The organism is Agrobacterium sp. O3.4, from assembly GCF_041414895.1.
GTDB lineage: Bacteria > Pseudomonadota > Alphaproteobacteria > Rhizobiales > Rhizobiaceae > Agrobacterium > Agrobacterium cucumeris.
This window is the reverse complement of record NZ_JALPZP010000002.1, coordinates 448,466-465,362: the sequence shown is the minus strand read 5'-3', so window position 1 is coordinate 465,362 and position 16,897 is coordinate 448,466. Positions and strand designations below refer to the sequence as shown.

At 58.5% G+C, this 16,897-nt stretch carries 14 protein-coding genes and 1 tRNA gene; 10 read left to right on the top strand and 5 right to left on the bottom strand.

The annotated features are described in order from the left end of the window. Window positions 1–9 precede the first annotated feature (9 nt). Together argJ and M0412_RS14835 are read right to left on the bottom strand one after the other, a co-directional pair. Window positions 10–1,251: a bifunctional glutamate N-acetyltransferase/amino-acid acetyltransferase ArgJ gene (argJ, locus tag M0412_RS14840; protein ID WP_142841427.1), complete on the bottom strand. Its 1,242-nt coding sequence runs from the start codon at window positions 1,249–1,251 to the stop codon at window positions 10–12. Window positions 1,252–1,343: 92 nt separating this feature from the next. After that, the gene (locus M0412_RS14835) at window positions 1,344–2,210 is read right to left on the bottom strand and encodes a peptidylprolyl isomerase (protein ID WP_142841428.1); all 867 of its coding nucleotides are present in this window, start codon (window positions 2,208–2,210) and stop codon (window positions 1,344–1,346) included. Window positions 2,211–2,453: 243 nt separating this feature from the next. On the opposite strand from M0412_RS14835, the gene secA reads away from it, so the two are divergent. From secA to M0412_RS14810, 5 genes are all read left to right on the top strand, one after another. Further along, window positions 2,454–5,162, top strand: coding sequence for a preprotein translocase subunit SecA (secA, locus tag M0412_RS14830; RefSeq protein ID WP_269699138.1), 2,709 nt, complete (start codon window positions 2,454–2,456; stop codon window positions 5,160–5,162). A 239-nt stretch (window positions 5,163–5,401) separates the two neighbouring features. Then, window positions 5,402–6,295 (top strand): DMT family transporter, encoded by an 894-nt coding sequence (locus tag M0412_RS14825; RefSeq protein ID WP_269699137.1) that lies wholly within the window; start codon window positions 5,402–5,404, stop codon window positions 6,293–6,295. Between the two features lie 81 nt (window positions 6,296–6,376). Further along, a complete protein-coding gene (locus tag M0412_RS14820; protein WP_269699136.1) occupies window positions 6,377–7,579 on the top strand; it encodes an acyltransferase family protein in 1,203 nt (400 codons plus the stop codon). A gap of 57 nt (window positions 7,580–7,636) precedes the next feature. Next, entirely contained in the window at window positions 7,637–9,052 is a 1,416-nt protein-coding gene (gene uppV, locus M0412_RS14815) for a Wzx-type polysaccharide biosynthesis protein UppV (RefSeq protein ID WP_142841432.1), read from the top strand. 8 nt (window positions 9,053–9,060) lie between these two features. Further along, window positions 9,061–10,332 carry a GNAT family N-acetyltransferase gene (locus M0412_RS14810; protein WP_142841433.1) on the top strand — a complete coding sequence of 424 codons (1,272 nt, stop codon included), beginning with the start codon at window positions 9,061–9,063 and terminating at the stop codon, window positions 10,330–10,332. A gap of 52 nt (window positions 10,333–10,384) precedes the next feature. On the opposite strand, the gene uppQ is transcribed toward M0412_RS14810, so the two are convergent. Then, window positions 10,385–11,035 (bottom strand): polysaccharide biosynthesis GNAT family N-acetyltransferase UppQ, encoded by a 651-nt coding sequence (uppQ, locus tag M0412_RS14805; protein ID WP_269699135.1) that lies wholly within the window; start codon window positions 11,033–11,035, stop codon window positions 10,385–10,387. A 296-nt stretch (window positions 11,036–11,331) separates the two neighbouring features. Here uppQ and M0412_RS14800 point away from each other — a divergent pair. Beyond that, window positions 11,332–11,416: transfer RNA gene (locus tag M0412_RS14800), tRNA-Leu, on the top strand. A 139-nt stretch (window positions 11,417–11,555) separates the two neighbouring features. Here M0412_RS14800 and M0412_RS14795 read toward each other — a convergent pair. Further along, window positions 11,556–12,980: a DUF2235 domain-containing protein gene (locus tag M0412_RS14795; RefSeq protein ID WP_269699134.1), complete on the bottom strand. Its 1,425-nt coding sequence runs from the start codon at window positions 12,978–12,980 to the stop codon at window positions 11,556–11,558. A gap of 349 nt (window positions 12,981–13,329) precedes the next feature. Between M0412_RS14795 and M0412_RS14790 the strand changes: the two genes are divergently transcribed. Further along, the gene (locus M0412_RS14790) at window positions 13,330–13,845 is read left to right on the top strand and encodes a disulfide bond formation protein B (protein WP_142841436.1); all 516 of its coding nucleotides are present in this window, start codon (window positions 13,330–13,332) and stop codon (window positions 13,843–13,845) included. 29 nt (window positions 13,846–13,874) lie between these two features. On the opposite strand, the gene M0412_RS14785 is transcribed toward M0412_RS14790, so the two are convergent. Then, window positions 13,875–14,432: an HNH endonuclease gene (locus M0412_RS14785; protein WP_003585610.1), complete on the bottom strand. Its 558-nt coding sequence runs from the start codon at window positions 14,430–14,432 to the stop codon at window positions 13,875–13,877. Window positions 14,433–14,750: 318 nt separating this feature from the next. Between M0412_RS14785 and M0412_RS14780 the strand changes: the two genes are divergently transcribed. The 3 genes from M0412_RS14780 (at window position 14,751) to M0412_RS14770 (ending at window position 16,873) form a co-directional block, all read left to right on the top strand. After that, window positions 14,751–15,056, top strand: a complete 306-nt coding sequence (locus tag M0412_RS14780) for a hypothetical protein (RefSeq protein ID WP_269699133.1) — start codon at window positions 14,751–14,753, stop codon at window positions 15,054–15,056. Window positions 15,057–15,202: 146 nt separating this feature from the next. Then, entirely contained in the window at window positions 15,203–15,808 is a 606-nt protein-coding gene (locus M0412_RS14775; RefSeq protein ID WP_269699132.1) for a transglutaminase-like cysteine peptidase, read from the top strand. Between the two features lie 273 nt (window positions 15,809–16,081). Then, on the top strand, window positions 16,082–16,873 hold the full coding sequence (locus M0412_RS14770) for a metallophosphoesterase family protein (RefSeq protein WP_269699131.1): 792 nt from the start codon (window positions 16,082–16,084) through the stop codon (window positions 16,871–16,873). Window positions 16,874–16,897: the final 24 nt, after the last annotated feature.

The following is a 16,897-nucleotide window of genomic DNA, read 5'->3' as shown; positions in this document are numbered from 1 at the left end:
CTCCAACGGTCAGCTCCGGTAGTCGCCGTTGATCGCAACATATTCCTTGGTCAGATCGCAGGTCCAGACCGTGGCCGTACCCTCACCGAGACCGATATCCACCTTCACCGGAATGTCTTCCAGCCGCATCACGGCGGTGGTCTCCGCTTCCGAATAATCCGGGTCGCGTTCGCCATTCACGGCCACGCGCACGCCGCCGAACCAGATGGCGAGGCGGTCGCGATCAGCCATTTCGCCGGACTTACCGACAGCCATGACGACACGGCCCCAATTGGCGTCTTCGCCGGCAACCGCGGTCTTCACCAGCGGCGAATTGGCGATGGAAAGGGCTATCTTCTTGGCGGCGGCATCGTTTTCCGCACCCGTGACGGTGACTTCCACCATCTTGCGCGCGCCTTCGCCATCGCGAACAACCTGCAAAGCGAGGTCCTTCAGAAGATCGTTCAGCGCGGCGCGGAAGGAGGACAAGCGCTCGTCATCGGCGCTCGTTACCTTTACCTGGCCGTCTTCGGCCGCCGCACCCGTGGCAAACAGCATCAGCGTGTCTGACGTGGATGTGTCGCTATCAACAGTCACGGAATTGAAGGTCGGGCCGACACCGGCGGAAAGCAGGGATTGCAGGGCGGCAGGCTCAATATCGGCATCCGTCACCACAAAAGAGAGCATCGTCGCCATATCGGGGGCAATCATGCCCGCCCCCTTGGAAATACCATTGATCGTCACGATCACGCCGCCGATTTCGGCGGTGCGGGTCGCGACCTTGGGGTAGGTGTCTGTCGTCATGATCGCCTTGGCAGCTTCCTGCCAGAAATCGGCTTCCGCCCTGACATTCATGTCGCCGAGAACACCGGCAAATTTCGAGGCATCCAGCGGCTCGCCGATCACGCCCGTCGATGCCAGGAACACTTCACCCTCAGAGCAGCCGACGGCAGCGGCGGCGGATTTCGCCGTCAGCTCGGTCGCGGCCTTGCCCTTGACGCCGGTAAAGGCATTGGCATTGCCGGAATTGACCACCACGGCACGCGCTGCGCCGCCGCCGAGATTGGCGCGGCAGAAATCAACGGGAGCCGAGGGGCATTTCGATTTGGTGAAGACGCCCGCCACGCTTGCCGGTTTGTCGAACACCATCAGGAGAACGTCGGTGCGGTTCTTGTACTTGATGCCCGCAGCAGCCGTCGCCATGCGAACACCGCGCAGCGCAGGCATGTCGGGATAGGATTTCGGAGCAAGCGGGGAAACGGCAACGGACATGGGAAGCGCCTGAAATTCTGGAAATGGGAGGTATGGAAGTGCCGGAGATGAAACGGGGCGGCCTCAAAGCCGCCCCGTAACATGGGTCTTTATTACTGCTGCGGCTGCTGAGCCTGCTGTTCCTTCGTGGCTTCGTCGTAGCCCTTCTTCAGCGTCTCATCCATGATTTCGATCTTCTGGTCAGCCTTTGCCTTCTCGATGAGGGCAACGTACTTGTCACGCATGACAAGCTGACGAACCTGCGGCTCGACCTGATCGAAAGCCGGCGGCGGGGCGATGCGCTTGTCTTCAAGCTTGATGACATGGAAGCCGAACTGCGTCTTGACAGGCGTCTTGGTGTAAGCGCCCTTTTCGAGGCCGAAAGCGGCTTCTTCAAATTCAGGTACCATGCGACCCTTGCCGAACCAGCCGAGATCGCCACCGTCATCCTTGTTGGAATCGGTCGACTTCTCCTTGGCGAGAACTGCGAAATCCTTGCCCGAATCAAGCTGCTTGATGATGTCCTTGGCTTCATCTTCGCTGGCGACCAGGATGTGGGCAGCCTTGATTTCTTCTTCCTGCGGCAGAGCTGCCACTTCCTTGTCGTAGCGTGCCTTCACTTCGTCAGCGGTAACAGCATCAACCACATGCTTGCGGAAATAGGCATTGTGCAGCTCACGGTCCTGGATGAATTCCATGCGCTTCTTGAAATCCTCGGTCTTTTCGAGACCTTCTGCGCTGGCGTTCTTCACGAGAAGCTTGACGTCGATCGCGCCGGAAAGGGCTGCAACCTTCTTCTGCTCGTCGGGAAGCTGCGCGAGCTGCGGATCGAGATTGCCCATGGCGAGGTCGAGTTCGGACTGGTGGATTTCCAGATCGCCGACCTTGGCGACAACCTTGTCTTCCTGTGCAAAAGCCGGAAGCTGGAGGCCGAGCGTGGCCACAATCACCGCAGCCGCAATTTTATTATAGCGCAACATTTTGAACCTTTCGGGGACAATGCCGGCTCCAGACATGGTTTCCGGCTCTGAAAAAACTTCCAAACACCGGATTGTGGCCATTCTGTAACGGGCAGAACCGTTGACATCATTTGCCCCCCCTCTTATCTGTCACGCAACCTCGCGTCCAGATACGTTGAAGGGCGAAGTCCGTCATTTGTTGCTGAAATCAGCGTGACGGAGAAAAGCGCCCGCGAAAACGGAATTTCAGAAAGGGCCAGTAAGATGGTCAGTCTCGGCGGAATAGCCCGCAAGTTGTTCGGTTCGGCAAATGAACGCCGCGTCCGCTCCTATAAAAGCAAGATCGCAGCCATCAATGCGCTGGAAGAGGCCACCAAGGCCTTGTCCGACGAAGCGCTGGCGGCAAAGACGGCGGAATTCCGCCAGCAGCTTGCCGATGGCAAGACGCTGGATGACCTGCTGATCCCGGCTTTCGCCGTCGCCCGTGAGGCGTCGCGCCGCGTCCTGCACATGCGCCCCTTCGACGTGCAGCTGACCGGCGGCATGATTCTTCATGGCGGCGCCATCGCCGAAATGAAGACCGGTGAAGGCAAGACGCTGGTGGCGACCCTTGCGGTCTACCTCAACGCGCTCGCCGGCAAGGGCGTGCATGTCGTTACCGTCAACGACTATCTCGCCAAGCGCGACGCCGCCACGATGAGCAGGCTCTACGGCTTCCTCGGGCTGACGACCGGCGTCATCGTGCACGGTCTGGACGACGACCAGCGCCGCGAGGCCTACGCCTGCGACATCACTTACGCGACGAATAACGAGCTCGGCTTCGATTATCTGCGCGATAACATGAAATACGACCGCGCCCAGATGGTGCAGCGCAGCCATAATTACGCGATCGTCGACGAAGTCGACTCGATCCTCGTTGATGAAGCGCGCACACCGCTCATCATCTCCGGCCCGCTGGACGACCGCTCCGATCTCTACAACACCATCGACGCCTTCATTCCGCTGCTGACACCTGAAGATTACGAAATCGACGAGAAGCAGCGTTCGGCCAACTTCTCCGAAGACGGCACCGAGAAGCTCGAAAACCTGCTGCGGCAGGCGGGCCTGCTGAAGGGCGAATCGCTTTATGACGTCGAGAACGTCGCCATCGTTCACCACATCAACAATGCGCTGAAGGCCCACAAGCTCTTCACCCGCGACAAGGACTACATCGTCCGTAACGATGAAATCGTCATCATCGACGAATTCACCGGCCGCATGATGCCGGGCCGCCGTTATTCCGAAGGTCAGCACCAGGCTCTGGAAGCCAAGGAAAAAGTGCAGATCCAGCCGGAAAACCAGACGCTTTCCTCCGTCACCTTCCAGAATTATTTCCGCATGTACGCAAAGCTCGCCGGCATGACCGGTACGGCTTCGACGGAAGCGGAAGAATTCGGCAATATCTACGGCCTTGATGTCATCGAAGTGCCGACCAACCTGCCGATCCAGCGTATCGACGAGGACGACGAGGTCTACCGTACCGGCGAAGAGAAATTCCTCGCGATCATCACCGAGATCAAGGCGGCGCATGAGCGCGGCCAGCCGGTTCTGGTGGGCACGACGTCGATCGAGAAATCCGAGCTTCTGGCCCATATGCTGCGTCAGTCCGGCTTTACCGATTTCCAGGTTCTGAACGCCCGTTACCACGAGCAGGAAGCCTATATCGTTTCGCAGGCCGGCGTTCCCGGCGCCGTCACCATCGCCACCAACATGGCCGGCCGCGGTACCGACATCCAGCTCGGCGGCAACGTCGACATGCGCCTTGAGCGCGAGCTTGAAGGCATGGAGCCCGGCCCTGAGCGTGACGCGAAGGAAGAGGCTATCCGCGCCGAAATCAAGGTGCTGAAGGAAAAGGCGCTGGCCGCCGGCGGTCTTTACGTCATCGCCACCGAGCGCCACGAAAGCCGCCGTATCGACAACCAGCTGCGCGGTCGTTCCGGCCGTCAGGGCGACCCGGGCCGCTCGAAATTCTATCTGTCGCTGCAGGATGACCTGATGCGCATCTTCGGCTCCGAGCGCATGGACTCGATGCTGCAGAAGCTCGGCCTGAAGGAAGGCGAGGCAATCGTCCATCCGTGGATCAACAAGGCGCTGGAACGCGCCCAGAAGAAGGTCGAAGCCCGCAACTTCGAGACCCGCAAGAACCTTCTGAAATATGACGACGTGCTGAACGACCAGCGCAAGGTGATCTTCGAGCAGCGCCTCGAGCTGATGGAAGCCGACAATATCGGCGAAACCGCAGCCGACATGCGCAACGAAGTCATCGAAACGCTCGTCACCAAGCATGTTCCGGAAAATGCCTATGCCGAACAGTGGGATATTGCCGGTCTGAAGGCTGGTATCGCCCAGTTCCTGAACCTCGACCTGCCGGTGGAGGAATGGGCCAAGGAAGAAGGCATCGCCGAGGACGACATTCTTCAGCGCGTTACCGAGGCGGCCGACAAATACGCCGCCGAACGTGCGGAACGTTTCGGTCCTGAGATCACGACCTATGTGGAACGTTCGGTCATTCTCCAGACGATCGACCATCTGTGGCGCGAACATATCGTCAACCTCGACCATCTGCGCTCCGTCGTCGGTTTCCGTGGTTACGCCCAGCGTGATCCGTTGCAGGAATACAAGGCGGAAGCCTTCGAGCTGTTCCAGGCACTGCTTGCCAATCTGCGCGAAGGCGTCACCGCCCAGCTGATGCGCGTGGAACTTGTGCAGCAGGAACCGCAGCAGCCGGAACTGCCTGAGATGACCGCCCATCATCTCGACCCCGTCACCGGCGAAGACGAGATGGCGCATGGCGCACCCGTCGCTTTCGTGCCGGCCGAGGAGCGCGATCCGAACAATCCCGCCACCTGGGGCCGCATCGGGCGCAATGAAATGTGCCCTTGCGGCTCGGGCAAAAAATTCAAGCATTGCCACGGCGTCTACGAACAGGCGTAATTCAGGCCCGCTTACGATGATTATCGCCCGTAACCCCGTGTTACGGGCGATTTTCTTTGCGCCCGTTCATTGCTGTTGACGGATATCAGCGATTTCCAATATGGGAGCCTGACTATCTTCCAGAAAACGCTTTCATGAGCGCATCTGGCCCAGATGGAAGCGTCGGACGGGCTCACGATCTTTGTTTTTGTGCATTTTCCGGACGTACAACCGCTAAGCCCTTTTGACGGAAATGCCCCATGGCCCCTCGCGATCTCGCCGCCTATATTTTTCTCGCGCTCGCATGGGGAATGTCTTTCCTGCTGCTTCTGCATGTCGTTGCGGCGTTCGGCTGGATCGGTGCCGTCACGCTTCGCTCGCTTGTCACTGCCGTCACCCTCTTTCTCATCGCGCGGGCCGCGCGCCGCAGGCTCGCATTTTCGGCCAGCTGGCGTGCCTTCACCGTGGTTGGCGCGACAACGGTTGCCGGGCAGCTGATCGGCCTTTCTTATGCGACACCGCTGGTCGGCACCGCCATGGCCGCCATTCTGGTGGCGACAATTCCGCTCTTTTCCATGCTCATCTCGCAGATATGGGGGCTTGAGCGGCTGACGCGACAGGGTATTGCCGGCCTTGTCATCGGCTTTGCCGGCATCATCCTGCTCGTTGGTTTTCCCGCCGTTCCCGTCACAACCGGTTTCATCATCGGCTGCGCCGCCGCTGTCGCCGCCTGCATCTGCGCCGCCTATGGCAGCAATTATGCCAGCCGCTACCTGAAAGGCGTCGGCTCCTGGGAAATCACCATCGGCTCCTTTCTGGCGGGTGGCCTGATGACCCTGCCGCTTCTGCTGGCCGTGCCATTGCCCGGAACGCCGGCTCTCATCGACTACGTCTATCTTCTGATACAGGCAGTGGTCATGAGCGGCCTTACCTACATCACCTATTTCCGGCTGGTCTCCACCATCGGCGCGACGAAGACCATCAGCGTTGAATTTGCCGTAACCGTCGTGGCGGTTCTTATCGGCGCTCTGGTGCTGGACGAACCCCTGTCACTTCCCCAGCTTTTGGGCGCGGGCATCATCATTTTGGGCTGCGCGCTCGTGCTTGACCTTTTGCCCAAGAAAAAAGCGCCGCCCACGCCATCCGGCGCATGAAGGGTTTATTAGCGTTTTCCACTAATAGTCGTGGTGGCTACCGCTGATCACGCGTGATCGCGTTTGCGACGCGAGGGGAAAATGCAACCGGGCAAGTCAGATTATGAGCATTATTGGGATCCCTTGCGGGCTCTCCTCATGCTGCTCGGCATTCCCTACCATGCCTCCCTGCTCTACAGCCACGCCCTGCCCTGGGATATCAAGGATTTTGAAACCAGCCCGGTGCTGACGGCACTTGGCGCGGCGCTCGTCACCTTCCGCATGCCGGCGTTTTTTCTGGTGGCCGGTTATTTTTCCGCCATGGTCATCGGCAAGAAGGGCAAAGCGCCGTGGCTCAGGCAGCGTTTCCTGCGCCTTGGGCTGCCTTTCATCGTGGCCGTGCTGATGTTGGGGCCGCTGCAACTTTTCCTGCTGCAACTGGCTGGTATCGCCAAGGGTGATATCTCCGCCGACCGGCTGATACAGAGCCTGCCGGGTCTACTGCGCCCGAGCGAACAATGGATCATGCATCTGTGGTTCCTGCCTGCCCTCATTGCCTATTCCGTCCTGCTTGCAGGCCTGTTGTTCCTCGCGGAACGCCCGCCACTGGCATATGCCAGAGACCGGTTCGGCAGGGCGCGGGCACGTTATCCGGCGCTGTTTTTTTTCGCGCTCTGCGCCTTTCCCGTTTTGTGGGAGCTGATGGTCTACGGCTCGGGCCTGCTTGCGGGGAAAACCGGAAATGGCCTGTTTATCCTCTATGAACGGGCCTCCGATCCCTATGCGCGTTATCTGCCGTTTTTTCTCATCGGGGCGCTGTTGAACCGCGACCGAGTTCTCTTTCACCGCTTCCGCCAGACGGGCCCCCTCACCGGTATCATCGCCTTCGTCACCATCGCAACCGCGGTGACGCTGCGGCTGCAAAACCCGTTTTCCAGTTCAGCCATGCTCGTGCTGGTTTCGACGATTGCGGCGGTGGCGGCAAGCCGCCTGCTGATCGACCTCGCCTGCCGTTATTTCGACAGGCCAAGCCGGATTGCCGGACGGATGACGGATGCCTCTTTCACCATCTACCTGTTTCACCACCCGCTGATTTACGCTTTCGGCACGCTTTTCATCCTGATCTCGCTGCCGCCCATCCTCGAATTTACCATCATCGTCGCGGCGACGACCTTTACGGCCTATCTGCTGCACCAGGTGATACGCCGCAGTCCGCTGGCGCTTTTTCTTCTCAACGGCACCCGCAAACCACGGGCGCCAAACGACATCGGGACAGGCGCTGCCGCCTCCCAAACCCTTCGTTAAGGATAAGGCGGTTACAATCCGGCTGCCTATTTAACTGGAAATGATGGCGTGTGGATCATGGCTATCCTCAACACGGCGGAAAAAGCCTTACCCGCAGGCCTGCGCGCGAAGCTCTCGCCGCTGGGAGCAAAAATCGCCGTCCTCGTTTCCGCAAGGGATGATGTCTCGCGCGCCCAGCGTATGGCGCTGGTCGCCTTTGCGGTGCGCATCGTCAGCGCCGGCATCGCCTTCATTTCCCAGATCATCCTCGCCCGCCTGATGGGCGAGTTCGAATATGGCCTCTTCGCCTTCGTCTGGGTTCTGGTGATCCTGTTCGGTAACCTGTCCTGTCTCGGGTTCCACACCACCGTCATCCGCTTTTTACCCGGCTATCGTCTTGAGGACGCCCATGACAAGATCATGGGGTTGACCTCGACGGCACGCATTTTCGCCATGCTGTCGGCCAGCACGCTGGCGCTTTGCGGCTTTGTTTTCCTGTATTTCTTCGGTGAGCGTATCGCCGCCTATTATCTCATTCCCGTTGCACTGGCACTTTTCACCCTGCCGATGGTGGCGCTTGGTGATGTGCTGAACGGCACTGCGCGCGCCAATGGCTGGGCAATATCAGCCCTCAGCCCCACCTATATCGTTCGCCCGGTGCTGATATTGCTATTCATGCTGGTGGCGATCGGGCTTGGCGCGGAAAAAACCGCGACAACGGCGATGATCACCGCGCTTCTCGCCACCTATGTCACCACGCTGTTCCATTTCGCTTTCCTCAACCGACGGCTCAACCGGAATTTCCGCAGCGTCGCCCGCCGGATCCATTTCAGCCACTGGATGCGGTTTGCCTTTCCCGTGTTCCTGATCGACGGCATCGGCTTCCTGATGACCAATTCCGACGTGGTAATCGTCGGTCTCTATCTGCCGCCGGATCAGGTCGGCATCTATTTCGCGGCGGCGAAAACCATCGTGTTGATGCAATTCGTGTTTTTCTCCGTGCAGGCGGCGGCAGCCCCGCGTCTGGCCGCCCTGATTTCCGCCAATGACCGGCAGGCGCTTGCAGGTTTCGCCAGCCAGGCGGCACGCTGGGCCTTCTGGCCGTCGCTTGCCGTCGGCAGCGTCGTGCTTCTGGCCGGCCCATTCCTGCTGTCATTGTTCGGCCCCGGATTCGTTCAGGGTTATCAGCTGATGTTCTTCCTTTTTGCGGGCTTCCTCGCGAAAGCGCTGATCGGCCCGGGCGAGACCCTGCTGAATATGGCCGGCAAACAAAAATTGTGTGTTGCTCTTTATATTATTATCTTTGGTTGCAACATTGCACTCAACATGGCGCTCATTCCGGTCTATGGTCTGGCAGGGGCTGCGGCAGCGGTCGCAATAGCCATGTGTATAGAAGCTGTGCTATTGCATATTGCCATTCGCCGCACACTCGGGATCGTCCTTTTTGCCTTCAACGATCCCCGGGCGGGTCAAGACACTGGGAAGGCGGTGTAACGATAAGCATGTCCAGCGATCCAAAAAATCCGGATTTTCAGGATCCGCGCATCGCGGCGCTGATGGCGTCGGCGGAGCGTGACCGTCCCGTGGCAGACAGCAGCCGGCGCGTGGGACGCGACGGCCGTGAATTCTGCATCTATCCGGGCCAGCTCGGTTACGACATGCAGGAAGAACTCGACTTCCTGTCCAACCGTGTCATGGAGGCGAATGTCTTCTTCACCGGCCGCCTTCTGGCACCGGCCATGCCGCGTATCGAAGACAAGTCCGTGCGCTTCGCCCTCATTCGCGACGAGAACGGCGCCCGAAGCCGCATGCGCTTTCTAATGCCCTTTACTGTTGAAAAGCCGGGCTTTTCCATCGGACCTTCCATTCTGCGCGTCTGGGCCAATCCATTCGGTCCGCTCGGCACGCCGCTGGTCGATACCGAGGGGGCTGCGGAAACGCTCGACAATCTTTTCGACGCGCTTTCCGACCGGGAAATGCGGCTGCCCAATGTGCTCGTGCTGCCGGATGTGCGGCTTGAAGGCCCATTCGCCCGCATGTTCAGGGCAATCGCGCTCAGCCGCAACCTGCCGGTGACGACGACGGGCAATTACCAGCGGCCGATGCTGGAAAGCCTTCTGGATGGCGAGGCCTATCTGCGCAGTTCGCTTGCGCCGCACCATCTGCGGGAAATGCGCCGCCAATGGCGTCAGCTCGAAAAACTTGGAGCCATCTCCTACACCGTGACCCGCCAGCCGAAGGACATACGTTATCGTATGGAGGAATTCCTGGCGCTGGAGGCAAGCGGCTGGAAAGGCCGCAAACGCACCGCGCTGGTGAATGACCGTTACCGCGCCGCCTTCGCCCGCGAAGCGATCACCAACCTGGCCGAAGCCGATGCCGTGCGTATCCACACCATCGATCTCAACGGCGCGGCGATCGCATCGATGATCGTCTTCATGACGGCCGGCGAGGCCTATACGTGGAAGACAGCCTTTGACGAGAATTATGCGCAGTTTTCGCCCGGCAAATTGCTGGTGCAGAAACTGACTGACTGGCATCTGGACGATGCCAATATTCTGCGCAGCGACAGCTGTGCGGTGCCTGATCATCCGATCATGAGCCGTTTCTGGCAGGAACGGCAGGAAATGGGCACATTGGTTGTCGGGCTGACGCATAACAGCGACCGGGATGTGCGGCAGGTTTCCACGCAGGTGGATATGTACCGCAACACCCGCAATCTCGCCCGCAGCCTGCGCCAGAAAATCCTGTCCTTCGGACGTAAGGGCAATTAATCGCGAAGGACGCCGGGGCGTCCTTCGGACTATTGTCGTGGCAAGACCTGCGTCAGCGTGACGCCGTTCTGATCATCTTGCACAATTGCGTCAGCGCCGCATCATATCCGCCGCCCAGAATATCGGCACAACGGCGGGCGAGCCTGATCTGATCGGTTCGCGACATGTCGTTATAGGCCTGAATGGCATTGCGCATCGCGCCGGGTGACATCTTGCCCGGGTTGCCGGGATTGGACGGGTTGCCCGGGCTTCCAGGATTTCCGGGATTCCCCGGAGTGCCGGTGGAACCCGAACCCCCAATACCGACACCGACCCCAAGTCCAAGACCACTCGATCCGCCGACATTGGCCCCGACATTGGCATTGATACCGTTGGAGCCACCAACCGAAGCGTCCACACCGGCGCTGACGCCGCTGGACCCGCCGACGGATGCGTTGACATCCGCATTGACCCCGTTGCTACCGCCGACAGACGCATTGACATCCGCGCCCAAACCGCCGCCGCTTCTACCGCCAACGTCGGCACTGGCATTGACGCCATTGCTGCCGCCAACCGAGGCATCGACACCGAGCCCACCGCTGCCATTGTCGCCGACACTGGCATTCACCCCGTTTTCGCCGCCGATCCCGATATCCAGCGCATGTGCGTTGACGGGCAAGATAAGGCAGGCAGACAGTAATAAATTGCGAGAAAGCGCCCTCATAATTTCCTCCCTATGAGTTCTGGCTATTCCCGCCCCGCGTGGAAACTCCACGCTGGCATCATAATTCAATTAGTAATTGCGTATATTCTAATTTGTTAGAGGTATCTAATATTACGTTAATGCTGCAACCGCAGGTGTATCGATACGGGACCCACGAACCTTCCCTTCCCTTCATTACCGGGCCAGAACAGACAGGCAATAGCCGCCACAAACACGCGCAAATAAGAAGGATAAATCAGCTTTGGGGTTGCACGCATGGCCTTGGCCGTGATAGACGCCGTGGCATTACCACCGTTGCCCCAATGGCGGAATTGGTAGACGCGCCGCACTCAAAATGCGGTTCCGCAAGGAGTGCTGGTTCGATCCCGGCTTGGGGTACCATTTCCTGAAAATAGCATTGATTTTGCTGGTTTTGTTCGGCGTACCAGCCCGGAACAATCATTCCCGAAGTAACCGTCAAGAACGGATGCTGGCAAACGAAAATTTTCGTTTCAGCCTGTCGACAGGCCGTCGCATCCAACTACATCCTTGCTATAGCCGAACCTGCCTCGGGATCAGGGGCTGCTCCCCCGTCATAATAGGATTTCACCGCATCGTGGCCGCGTAGTCCTTCTGGCCGATACGCCTTCGTTTCATCGTAATGGACCACACCAGCCAACTTGAAACGATCAACGACGCTTGGATGTATTGGCGCGTCGACAGGAATTTTGCGAACGCATGATTTCCACGGTAGCCAGCCCGACTTGATTTCGTCGTGCTGAACGCCTGCGCTGGAGGGATATAAATGCAGCCATTTGTCGTCGACGACGATGGGATGTGTAACGTTCGTCGCTCTGTTTACCATCCACGCCAGCGCGATGTCTGAGAGACGGGATTCCGTTTCCAGATAGCTCCCACCAATGTCCGAGTGCACACCCGCAAACCAGACCTGCTCGAACCAACCGTCTTCCTTGTTTGCCGAGTCGGTCGATTCATCAGTCCATGGCACGCGAGCAAACTTCGCTCTATTCTCATCTATGGAGAGGGCGTGTTTGGCATATTCGACGCGCGGATTGAGAACCGTGTCGTAGAATTTCATACGCCAGCCCGTCAGATGAATGGTTTTCCACCATGGGTCGCTCAGCCCTGTAGCCCACTTCAAATGGGTCGCCAGATACCACGCCACCATGAATGTCACCGCCACACCCACGCTGGCAAAAAGCCATGCGTTTAATGCAATCTGCCACGGCATCATCGCCCAGACGGTCGTGGCCAGCCCGGCAACTCCCAGGGTGACCGCGAGGAGGATGAGTATTTGCTGGACGGCATTGACCCCCAATGCGCCCACGGTGTCCCATACTCCGACGAAGTAAGGCACCGTATTGGCCCGGTCGGTTTCATCAGAGGAGCGATATTTTTCGCGAAAGCGGGCGGCCAATTCTTTCCGCTGGGCGTCAAGCAGCTTGCTGCCTTTACCGGCGCCATGCTGATAAACCGTTTTCACCGCTTCGTTTGCAACCTTGCGAGCCGTTTTCGGGTCCCGGTAAAAGGCAGTAACGCCGTCATCCATCCTTGTCGGCACACCGCACCAACCCAATACGCCACCCAGGCATCGCGCGGTATAGGCGCCACGGCTGAAGCCGAACAGGAAAATCCGGTCACCTGGCTCCCAAGACTGGAGAACAAAAGTGTAACAGTCCACGATATTCTTGGTTATTCCAAGTCCTGTCGCCTGTGAGAGAACGTTATAGATCTTCCGGAAGGCACCGATCTTGATATCGTCGGCATCTGAAGCCGAACCCAACCCGGCATCGTAAAAAGCGATTTGATCATCGGGGTTCACCGCCGAGTCTGGACCGCACCGGGTTGCACGAAATAATTTGTAGACGTTACTGCGGCGCTCATCGGGAAGTAGCCCGCCGGCCTGACCTGTACCATCTGAAAGTATAAGGATGTTCTTCGGCATGCGGCTTCGCTCCAATGAACCTCAGCCATCTTGCTGGATTTGTGATATTCGGTAAGTACAAAAGGATTTCAACCGGGAGTTTTCCCCAAAAATCCCTTCTAGTGAAGCATCTATACGATACAGAGAAACAAACCGCCGTTCGACTGTGTCATCGCCGCCGTAAAATCACGAAACTTTGCTCATCCACCCCCCGTTTATTACCGGGCTTTCATTTGCCAGAAGTAACGGACTGGATTAGACGAATCCTGTGACACACCGTTGATCGGCGACTTAATTTCGCCATCACGCCCGCCTTTTTGAAAGCCCGTCCGGGAATATCTGCTTCTTCGCGAAGTTTGAGGAAAACATCATGGCCAATGCGACCACCGCCGACAACAGCCGTACGCTCGCCGCTCTCGGCGTCACGGCGGGAATGATCTTCACCGTCGGCTCCGCCCTCGGTTTCCAGCATATTGGCGGTTACACGCCCTGCGCCCTGTGCCTGTTGCAGCGCGATCCCTATTATTACGCCATTCCGCTGGGCATATTGGCCGTTGCGACCAGCGTCTTCAAACTGCCGGTTCAGATCACGCGGCTGCTTCTCGCCCTCATCGGCGTGGCGATGCTGATCGGCGCCGGGCTTGGTGTTTATCATGCCGGTGTGGAATGGGGTTTCTGGGAAGGCCCGATCACCTGCGCCACCGGCGCGCCGTCCATCACCACCAACGCCGGCGATCTGCTGGGTGATCTGAACGCCATCAAGGCGCCTTCCTGCAATGATGCGGCACTTCGGGTGCTTGGCCTTTCTTTCGCGGGCTGGAACGTCATCGCAAGCATTGCACTTGCGGCCATCGCCTTTTTTGGCGCGAGCCGGAAAAGCCGGTAAACGGAAAAGCCGCGTTGCAGTCCTGAGGATCAGGGCTGCAGCTCGGTATCCCAGTAAAGATAGTCCATCCAGCTTTCGTGCAGATAGTTGGGCGGGAACAACCGCCCATTATTGTGCAAATCCTGAACCGTCGGCTGGAATGGCTTCTGCGCCGGGAACATGCCCGCCTGTTTGGGAAGCTTGCTGCCCTTTTTAAGGTTGCAGGGAGAGCACGCCGCCACGACATTGTGCCACGTGGTTTCGCCGCCATGCGCGCGGGGAATAACATGGTCGAAGGTCAATTCGTCCCGCGTGCCGCAATACTGGCATTCAAACTTGTCCCGAAGGAAAACGTTGAAGCGTGTAAAGGCGGGATTGCGGGTGGGCTGCACATAGGTCTTGAGGCTGACGACGCTCGGCAGCCGCATGGAAAAGCTGGGGGATGACACCGCGTGATCATATTCTGCAATGATGTTCACACGGTCTAGAAAGACAGCCTTGATCGCGTCCTGCCAGGACCACAACGACAAGGGATAATAACTCAATGGCCTATAGTCTGCGTTCAGAACGAGCGCCGGCAGGGCCTGTGGTGAAACTGCAATCGTCAAGGGCTTCTCCTGAGCGATTCGGCATCTGCACTTGTATATTAGGTCCGTTGTTACAGGATTGTGAAGCCTATAAATGCAGCGGAGAAGAGCTTAATTTTTCAGCGGGAAAAAGGCTCTTTTATGTTCCTGACGACCGGACGGCAGCAGCCCGACGGGTCGCCGCCTGACAGCAGCCTGAACAGTGATTCGCCGCTCTCGATCACAAAATCGGCCTCACGCTTCTCACGCCATTGGTGATATGATCATCGCGACCGAGAAAGTGGCGCGCACATCCCGATCGGACACCTATCTGTCGCCCCATCAGCAGGAGGAGAGCGCATGGTTTCGCGCAGGCATCATCCATCGGCAGCGTTGCGGGCGGGACTGGTAACAGGCCTGTTTGTCCTTACGATAAGTCTGGCCGCATTGGCCCAAGCGCAGCAATATCAGAATTTCGAAGTCACGCCGGATGGTCGCGGTGGTGCGCAGGGTACGATCGGCGGGCGCAATTTTGAAATCGAACGCAACTATGACCGGCCGCCGGCAAACCGCCGCTCTTCATCAGACATGCGGCGCGACTATGGAAGCCCCGTGCCGCAACAAACATGCCTTATAGACACCAAGGGCAGAACCCACTGCAACTGAACGCCGCTGCGCCGATTTTCCGGTCGATTTCATCCACCGGCAACAAAATTCGATTTCACTAAAAAGCAATCTATCGACTTAAAAGGCCTGCAAGAAAGGGCCGGTATGTTCAGGCACAGATAAAACAACTGTGCAGGGGCAGAGACATGGCGAAGAAAACAGGCCGTCTGGTAAAGACTTTGGCAGTTGCCGTCGGCATGGCGGCAAGCATCGCGACGACGGCTTCGGCCGTTCAGCTTGGTGGTCTCGCCAAAAACCCGGTCACAACGCGGCCCGGCCAGTTCATGTCAACGAGCCGTCCGACCATCGCCCCCATCGCCTTCGCAAAATTCTGCGACAATGCCGCCGACCAGTGCGTCCGCATTGGCGATCGTGACACGATCGAGCTGACGAAACAGAAGCGTACGGAACTGCAGCGCATCAATTCCGAGATCAACACGGCGATCGTCTATGTCGGCGAACTGGAGGGGCAAGATGAGTGGAAGCTTAATCCGGCAAGCGGTGACTGCGACGACTACGCCGTGACCAAGCGGCAACGCCTGCTGCGGGCCGGGTGGCCATCGGGTGCGCTTCGCATCGCCACAGCCCGCACACCGGGCGGTGTCGGCCATGCGGTTCTCGTCGTCAGCACGACCCAGGGTGATCTGGTGCTGGACAACCGCACCAACGTCGTCAAGCCGTGGAAAGCAGTGGATCTGAAATGGATCAAGATCCAGTCGCACGAAAACCCACGCGTCTGGCTGAAGCTCTAGAACGTCTCTGACAATATCCGCGTGTCCCGTCTTTTCGCGAGACCGGACGCGTGCTCGACCGATGATTTAAGGTGTCATATCTTTCGAATGTGAAAGAGGGTATCCTGTCCGCTCATATCGAAGCGTCCTTGACTGGAAAGAACGCCGCCGACGCGGCCCTTCAACACAGCCTTTGCGGAGATCATGGCATCCAGAGGGCCCGGCCCGAGGAGGCTGTGTCACCGCCACGGTCAACGCTCTTGACCTTGTACCGGAGAGACAGTATCGGCAGCTATGCCCAAGGTGCTCAACTGGATTCGCGGTCGTAAACAGCCAGCCCCCCGCGACGACCGGAGGCGCCGCCGGTTAGACCTTGGCGACAAGCCCGCCTCCTTTCCAATCTATGCCATTGGTGACGTGCACGGTTGCCTCGACCTGCTTTTACAGGCGGAACGGAAAATCCTTGCTGATCTGGGCCCGGACCCCGCCCCCGCCCTGGTCGTTCTGGTTGGCGACTATGTTGATCGCGGACAGGATTCCTGCGGTGTCATCGACCATCTTCTCCAGCCGCCGCCGGCGCCACTGCGCCGTATCGCGCTCTGCGGCAATCACGAGCAGCTGTTCAGCGACTTTCTGGAAAATCCGCAGGACAACATGCACTGGCTGGATTTCGGCGGCCGCCAGACGCTTTTATCCTATGGCGTCGATATCGATTATTTCATGCACAAGGGCCGTTTGCGGCTTCAGCCTTTCAGGGACGCATTGATCGGTGCGATCCCGCACACCCATCGCCAGCTTTTATCCAGCCTGCCGGTCTATGCCCGCATCGGACCCTATATTTTCGTGCATGCCGGCTTCCGGCCGGGACTACAACTGGATGCACAGACCGATGAGGACATGTTGTGGATCAGGGAACCGTTCCTGTCGCAGGGAGCCGGGCTGGACCTGCTTGTCATTCATGGCCACACGCCGGTCCCGGAACCACAGACGGGCCCGCAGCGGATCGGTATCGACACCGGTGCCTTTACAACGGGCAGGCTAACGATCCTGAAGCTTTCAGATGTTGGCCCGCAATTGGTTGTCTGACGGCCGAAATCCGCATCCGCACCA

Excerpts from the sequence above, each read along its gene's own strand:
- argJ (WP_142841427.1), bottom strand. The coding sequence starts at position 1,251 with ATGTCCGTTGCCGTTTCCCCGCTTGCTCCGAAATCCTATCCCGACATG.
- M0412_RS14835 (WP_142841428.1), bottom strand. The coding sequence starts at position 2,210 with ATGTTGCGCTATAATAAAATTGCGGCTGCGGTGATTGTGGCCACGCTC.
- secA (WP_269699138.1), top strand. The coding sequence starts at position 2,454 with ATGGTCAGTCTCGGCGGAATAGCCCGCAAGTTGTTCGGTTCGGCAAAT.
- M0412_RS14825 (WP_269699137.1), top strand. The coding sequence starts at position 5,402 with ATGGCCCCTCGCGATCTCGCCGCCTATATTTTTCTCGCGCTCGCATGG.
- M0412_RS14820 (WP_269699136.1), top strand. The coding sequence starts at position 6,377 with ATGCAACCGGGCAAGTCAGATTATGAGCATTATTGGGATCCCTTGCGG.
- uppV (WP_142841432.1), top strand. The coding sequence starts at position 7,637 with ATGGCTATCCTCAACACGGCGGAAAAAGCCTTACCCGCAGGCCTGCGC.
- M0412_RS14810 (WP_142841433.1), top strand. The coding sequence starts at position 9,061 with ATGTCCAGCGATCCAAAAAATCCGGATTTTCAGGATCCGCGCATCGCG.
- uppQ (WP_269699135.1), bottom strand. The coding sequence starts at position 11,035 with ATGAGGGCGCTTTCTCGCAATTTATTACTGTCTGCCTGCCTTATCTTG.
- M0412_RS14795 (WP_269699134.1), bottom strand. The coding sequence starts at position 12,980 with ATGCCGAAGAACATCCTTATACTTTCAGATGGTACAGGTCAGGCCGGC.
- M0412_RS14790 (WP_142841436.1), top strand. The coding sequence starts at position 13,330 with ATGGCCAATGCGACCACCGCCGACAACAGCCGTACGCTCGCCGCTCTC.
- M0412_RS14780 (WP_269699133.1), top strand. The coding sequence starts at position 14,751 with ATGGTTTCGCGCAGGCATCATCCATCGGCAGCGTTGCGGGCGGGACTG.
- M0412_RS14775 (WP_269699132.1), top strand. The coding sequence starts at position 15,203 with ATGGCGAAGAAAACAGGCCGTCTGGTAAAGACTTTGGCAGTTGCCGTC.
- M0412_RS14770 (WP_269699131.1), top strand. The coding sequence starts at position 16,082 with ATGCCCAAGGTGCTCAACTGGATTCGCGGTCGTAAACAGCCAGCCCCC.